General features: G+C 33.6%; 6 protein-coding genes. All 6 read right to left on the bottom strand.

What is annotated here, in order from left to right; translation table 11 throughout:
• A partial coding sequence (locus tag ACW2QF_RS00765; protein WP_455714078.1) for a glycosyltransferase family 2 protein occupies positions 1-815 on the bottom strand: 815 nt, incomplete at its 3' end.
• A gap of 90 nt (positions 816-905) precedes the next feature.
• Positions 906-2,054, bottom strand: a complete 1,149-nt coding sequence (locus ACW2QF_RS00760) for a glycosyltransferase family 4 protein (RefSeq protein WP_455714077.1) — start codon at positions 2,052-2,054, stop codon at positions 906-908.
• The gene (locus ACW2QF_RS00755; protein ID WP_455714076.1) at positions 2,047-2,850 is read right to left on the bottom strand and encodes an NAD-dependent epimerase/dehydratase family protein; all 804 of its coding nucleotides are present in this window, start codon (positions 2,848-2,850) and stop codon (positions 2,047-2,049) included. Before ACW2QF_RS00755 ends, ACW2QF_RS00760 begins: the two co-directional genes overlap by 8 nt.
• A 14-nt stretch (positions 2,851-2,864) precedes the next feature.
• The gene (locus ACW2QF_RS00750) at positions 2,865-3,545 is read right to left on the bottom strand and encodes a sugar transferase (protein WP_455714075.1); all 681 of its coding nucleotides are present in this window, start codon (positions 3,543-3,545) and stop codon (positions 2,865-2,867) included.
• 158 nt (positions 3,546-3,703) lie between these two features.
• On the bottom strand, positions 3,704-5,269 hold the full coding sequence (locus tag ACW2QF_RS00745) for a putative ABC exporter domain-containing protein (RefSeq protein WP_455714074.1): 1,566 nt from the start codon (positions 5,267-5,269) through the stop codon (positions 3,704-3,706).
• Positions 5,269-5,964, bottom strand: a complete 696-nt coding sequence (locus tag ACW2QF_RS00740; RefSeq protein ID WP_455714073.1) for an ABC transporter ATP-binding protein — start codon at positions 5,962-5,964, stop codon at positions 5,269-5,271. The genes ACW2QF_RS00745 and ACW2QF_RS00740 overlap by 1 nt, the downstream gene beginning before the upstream one ends.
• Positions 5,965-6,000 lie beyond the last annotated feature (36 nt).

The following is a 6,000-nucleotide window of genomic DNA, read 5'->3' as shown; positions in this document are numbered from 1 at the left end:
CTTAACAACAATTTAATTAGCTCCACTTTTTCATTAGGTATATCATCGTACAGATCTAAGAATTCTTGCGCCTGCTTAGTCAATTGACCTTGATGTTTTCTATAATTATGAATTCTTCTTAAATAGTTTTTATACTTAGTAGAAGACATTCCTACTACATTATTTTCATGCTGTCGATATAAGATGTAGGCATTATCATCATAAATTACTCTTCCAAAAGTTGATGCAACCAAGTAAATCCAAAAATCATGCATTATTGAGAACGACGGTAGATCATGGAGTATCTTCAAAACTAACGCTTGGTTTAACATACTAGTACAACCGATACACATATTTTCTACAAGCGCATTCCCTAATGAAATTCTGACTCTTTTATATGAAATACCTGTAGATATAGGTTGTAATTCATTATTTACACATTGTACTTTCGAACAATAAAGCTTTGGTTCATTAAAACCAAAATCTCTATCATACTGTTCTAAAATAGTCACGGCCTTCTCCACTTTTTCTTCTAGCCATACATCATCTTGATCACAAAATGCGTAGTAATCTCTATCTATCGGGGCTTTTTTTAGTAAGTCAAAAAAGCTTCCTTGTACACCCAAATTAGTTCCACAATATAATCTAACACGATTATGTGATTTTATATATTCTTTAATAATGCTAACCGTATTATCACTTGAACCATCATCTCTAACCAAGACTTCAATATTAGGATAACTTTGATTCATAATGCTATCCAGTTGTTCTATGATATACTGTTCACCATTATATGTAGATAATAAAACAAGTACCTTTTTTTTTGTTTTTCCCATTTAATCTCTCATCATCAATATCATTATCAACAAACTCCTTATTAACAAACATAATCATCATTTGATCATGATTTGTAATTATATAATCATCTAATATCTTAAATTCTTCATGTATACTTCCATCATTATCTGCTCTACAACCCTTCTATCATATTTCTTAACTCTAGCTTTATTATAATTACCAAAATATTTTGCATTTTTAGTATCACTAAAAATCTTAATTATACATTCAGCATATTTCTTAATAGATTGGTGTTCAATAACATAACCACTTTCTCCATCCTTAATTAAATCTCTATTACCTCGAATATCGGAACAAATAATCGGAAGTCCACTTACCATAGCTTCAAGTATTGCAACTGGCAATCCTTCTTGTAAAGAAGGGAAGATAAAACAATCAGATATACTTAGTATCTCTTCAACGTCAGTTCGGTACCCCAAGAATTTTACATTCTTTTTTAAATTCAGTTTATCAACTAATCTCATTAAACTATATTCTAATTCACCCGAGCCACAAATCAGATATACAATATCAGGCCTTTCCTTAACCACTATTTCCATAGCTTTAACTATAACTTGATGATTTTTACGCTTAGTTAATTCACCGACGCTAGTAACTATATAGCTCTCATTATCAATTCCTAACGAGCTTTTTAGATTTTCTGTTAATTCTGTTTTTTTTATTTCTGTATCTATACCCACTCCCGGTGTTAATTTTATTAAACCTTTATTATGCATATGAAATTTCTGTGCAATTTTATAATCTTCCTTATTTATAGTAATCAATACATCAGTTACTCTTGCTAACATCCTTTCAACCGGATAAAAAAACAGCCAATTTATTAAAGGAGCACCTTTAAAAAAGTGGAATCCATGAGCTGTATATATAATATATGGGATTTCAGCTTGTTTCGCGGCAATTCTACCAATAACTCCACCCATAGGTGTATGACAATGTACTAAATCGTATTGATCTTTCTTCATTACTTCTTTTAATTGCCTATAAGCTTTAATATTTTTTATAAGTCTAAAGGGGGATCTAATAAAATCAACTTGATGTCTTACTATTCCCGTTCCGTTTAATCGATCATTATTATCTGTATATACTGGAGTATTATAATTTGCTGCATAATGAACCTCATAGCCCATATCCTGTAATATCTTCACATTGTTCATCTCAAATTGTGGTACAAATCCACTTATCGTAGTAACTAATAAGGCTTTCTTCTTCTCACTCATAATACCAATCCCCAAACATCTTCCTTACCACCGAGGCACGCTTCATCACACATTTCACCAACCAAGCAGTCCCTGGTACAAAAATCGTTCTTTTTCCTTGAGCCATTCTAATTTGTTTTATTGTCATAATTGTGTCCGAATACTCTTTATTTTGAGGTAAATATATCCCGCTACTTTCATTCTCAATAATTCCCTCTATATATGAACAGAGTTGCTCTATATGTATCACACTCCTCCTATTATGAATCTTAGGATAAATCGGATTATATGTAGCGAGTTTAACTAATCTTGTATAATTTCCTTTGCAACCTTCGCCATATACCATAGGCGGTCGAACAATTGCTACACGGAATTCTTCTGTTTCCATCTCTTTCAGCTTCATTTCTGCCGCTAGTTTCGACTTACCATATAGCGTATCTGGATTTGGTACCGTATCTTTAGTAATATGGGTAATTGAAGATCCATACACAGCAGCAGTACTCATAAAGACCAATTGTTTGACTCCTGCTTGTTTTGCTTTTCCTGCAATTTCTACTGGCATATTACAATTAACCTCATGATATAACTCTGCCATACTAACAGTTTCTTTTTGATGCACGATAGCAGCTACTAGAAGTACCACATCATACCCTTCATAATTCAAACACTTCCAATCACCATTAGATGCATGTACCTTTTCGATAAGTATCTCATTCTTTGACTGTACTTCACTAAGATTCACATTCTTATTTCGTACATATTTTTCAAATTCATTACCAATATAACTATTGGCACCTATGATCAATATCTTTTTCATGGATTATACTCTTTCTATATAGAATCCGCATCGTCTTTCGTCACAGCATATTCCTGCATCACTAAATCAGATTCTCTACTTTGATCTTTTTGTTCGTTAACAACACCAGTTCCGCCTTCCTTAACTCCATCATGCTTCACTACAGAACCAATCGTACGAAGTATCAACATGAAGTCCTTAACGAAAGTAATATTATCCACATATTCCCCATCATACCTTGCTTTAACAGGAATCGGAAGTTCATCTCTGCCACTAACCTGAGCTAATCCCGTTAACCCAGGACGCACCGCATTTGCTCTATATAAATCTCTTTCCGTTATTAAATCTTCCTGATTCCAGAGTGCAGGTCTTGGCCCAACAATAGCCATATCACCTATAAAGATATTGAAAAGTTGTGGTAATTCATCTAGACTTGTTTTACGTAAGAATCGACCAATCGGTGTTATGTATTTCTCTGGATCAGTTAGTAGATGTGTTGGTACATCTTTCGGTGTGTCCGTTCTCATAGTACGGAACTTCAATATATTAAAGTATGATTTATCTTTACCAACACGTTTTTGTTTGAAGAATATCGGCCCTTTAGAAGTGCATTTGATAATAATCGCAAGTATAATAAAAAGCCATGATAACACTACTATTGCTAACGCTGCTATAATAATGTCCAAAACACGTTTGATATGATGTCTATAAATCATAAGCTTATTTCCTTCCTGAAATCCTATCCAATCTTCACATAGAAAAGTAGAATTAACTAGTATTACCTCAGCTAATCCTACTATTTCCCTCAATTTTATCTTTTTTAATTTTACAACATTATTATATCTTCGTCAATTAATTACTACTATTTTATTCTCTACGTCTCCATTTTCTTAAATAATACAGAGGCCGCTACCGCAATGATTGCTGTAATCACAACCTCCACTATAATCATTCCTAGAAACGCCACTTCTAGACCAGCGAATTTTTCTAATATTACCGCTGCGAATATAGCTGCTGCAATACATATAGACATTCCAAACATACGTAGCCATTGCTTTCCCACTTCTCCAACGGTAACACCTAACAATGCCTCGCTTAATACAGTTAGATAGAGCTTGTTGGCTTGTAAACATACATAACAGAATACACTTAAGATTACTGCTACTATATTCATCTTAGTAACGATTGCTACAGGTAATACAATTAGTAAACCATCTATAATTGCTCTAATATGTTCGATAACTGTTGCATACCATAACTTCTTTAATGGGGAATCTGGTATTAGATACGTATATGGTTTTCCCAGCTCTTTTGACCATTTCGTTGCAAATCCTGAGAAGATAAATGTGCAGTAAGCACCTGCACCAGCTGCAATAAAGATTGCATAGTCTCTAACTTTCATATCCTTTGACAAATAAGCAATTACAATTCCAATCCCAAGGCATAGCAGGTTATATGCACCAAAGATAAAGAAACGCTTCTTCTTATACTCAAGAATTTGCCTATAAAAGATTGCCTTCGCATAATTTCCCTTGTATTCTATTGTGGCTGCCTTTAATTTTGCCTTCTTTCCACCAACAATTGCAACTTCACCTTTCTGACCACGCTTTCTTGCTTCTTCATAGTCATCTGCGAATTTCATCGCATCTTGGTAATACAATCCTGTACACGACATACGGTATGCAATAATAAACAACAAGACCGCCGATATTAGATATAGACAAGTACAGATTATGTTGAGTGTTGTTGCCCCTAGGAATAGTAATCGATAACAAGCAATACTCCAACCAATAATCGGAACCATCTGCAGATATGGATTGCTTAGAAATGAGCCAACGAACGCTAAACTCTTATCATAATCAAAGTATAGATAGACACCGATTACTCCAATTGCCACAATAAACAATAACAAAACCTTTCTAAATATATTCAAGGTTCTCTTACTCAAACTTTCATTACCATACAGAATTACCATTAAACTAATTTCTAGTACATTCTCCACAACAGAACTCACTAAGAAATACAAGAGCACCTTATATACTGGTACGTGAAACCAAAGGATTCCGATTGGTATAAGAATGATGCCAAAAACAATGCTCATAATTATATTTTTAAGGTATGCATAAACTAAAATGGATTTAGGCGTTACCGGTGATGCAAATAATAGATGCACATCACTTTTTCTAAAAATAAGTCCTTTGCGTTTTGCGAATGTTATAAGATTTCCTGGCAGAAAGAATAATGCAACTACTGATAACACCGTAACAAGTCCTTCTGGTGTATCAATCTTCATCTTAATTACTATGTCTTGGAATACGTGATACATCCATACTAGATATGCTATGGTAAGTATGCAATAAATTACCGTTACTGGTTTCTTCACTGATTTCTTCAATTGATTTTTAAAGGAAGTCTTATATAGGTATTTAATAGCCTCCATTACTCTTCACCACCTGTCACTTGGAAGAATAATTCTTCAATATCTTGATGTTTCGCTTGTTCTCTCGTATATGTAACAAGTATTTTCCCTTTATTCATAACAAACATAACATCCCATAGTTCTTTTACCATCTCAAGCATATGTGTACTGAGAAGTACGGTAACACCATCTTCTTTTAATTCTAGTATGACATCCTTTAATTCCTTAATTGCCTTGGGATCAAGACCAACCATTGGCTCATCAAACAATATCACTTTAGGTTTAGTGGCTAATGCACAGCAGATACTTACTTTTTGCATCATACCCTTAGATAATTCATTGCCTAATTTATCTTGCTTATCAAATAATTCAAATCGGTTTAACAGATAATCGATGTAATCAACTTCGTCTTGCACACCATATGCCTTGCAGATGAATGTAAGATGTTCTCTTACTGTTAGGTTATCATATAATGCTGGAAATTCTGGAACGTAGGCGAACAATTTCTTTGCTTTTACCGTACGAGCAGGCAGGTTCTGAATTGTGATATTCCCATTATATCTTAATAATCCTGCTATGCTTTTAATAACTGTAGATTTACCAGCTCCATTGGGACCAAGAAGAATTCCCACAGTTCCATCTGGTATAGTTAGATCTATCTGATCTACTGCAAGTAATTTTCCAAATTTCTTTGAAAGTTGATTAATTGTTAACATACTGTCCTCCTCATATTTTACTTTATGTATTTTTAC

The organism is Anaerosporobacter sp. (assembly GCF_965301125.1).
The sequence above is the reverse complement of the archived record's forward strand: the minus strand, read 5'-3'. Positions and strand labels throughout refer to the sequence as shown.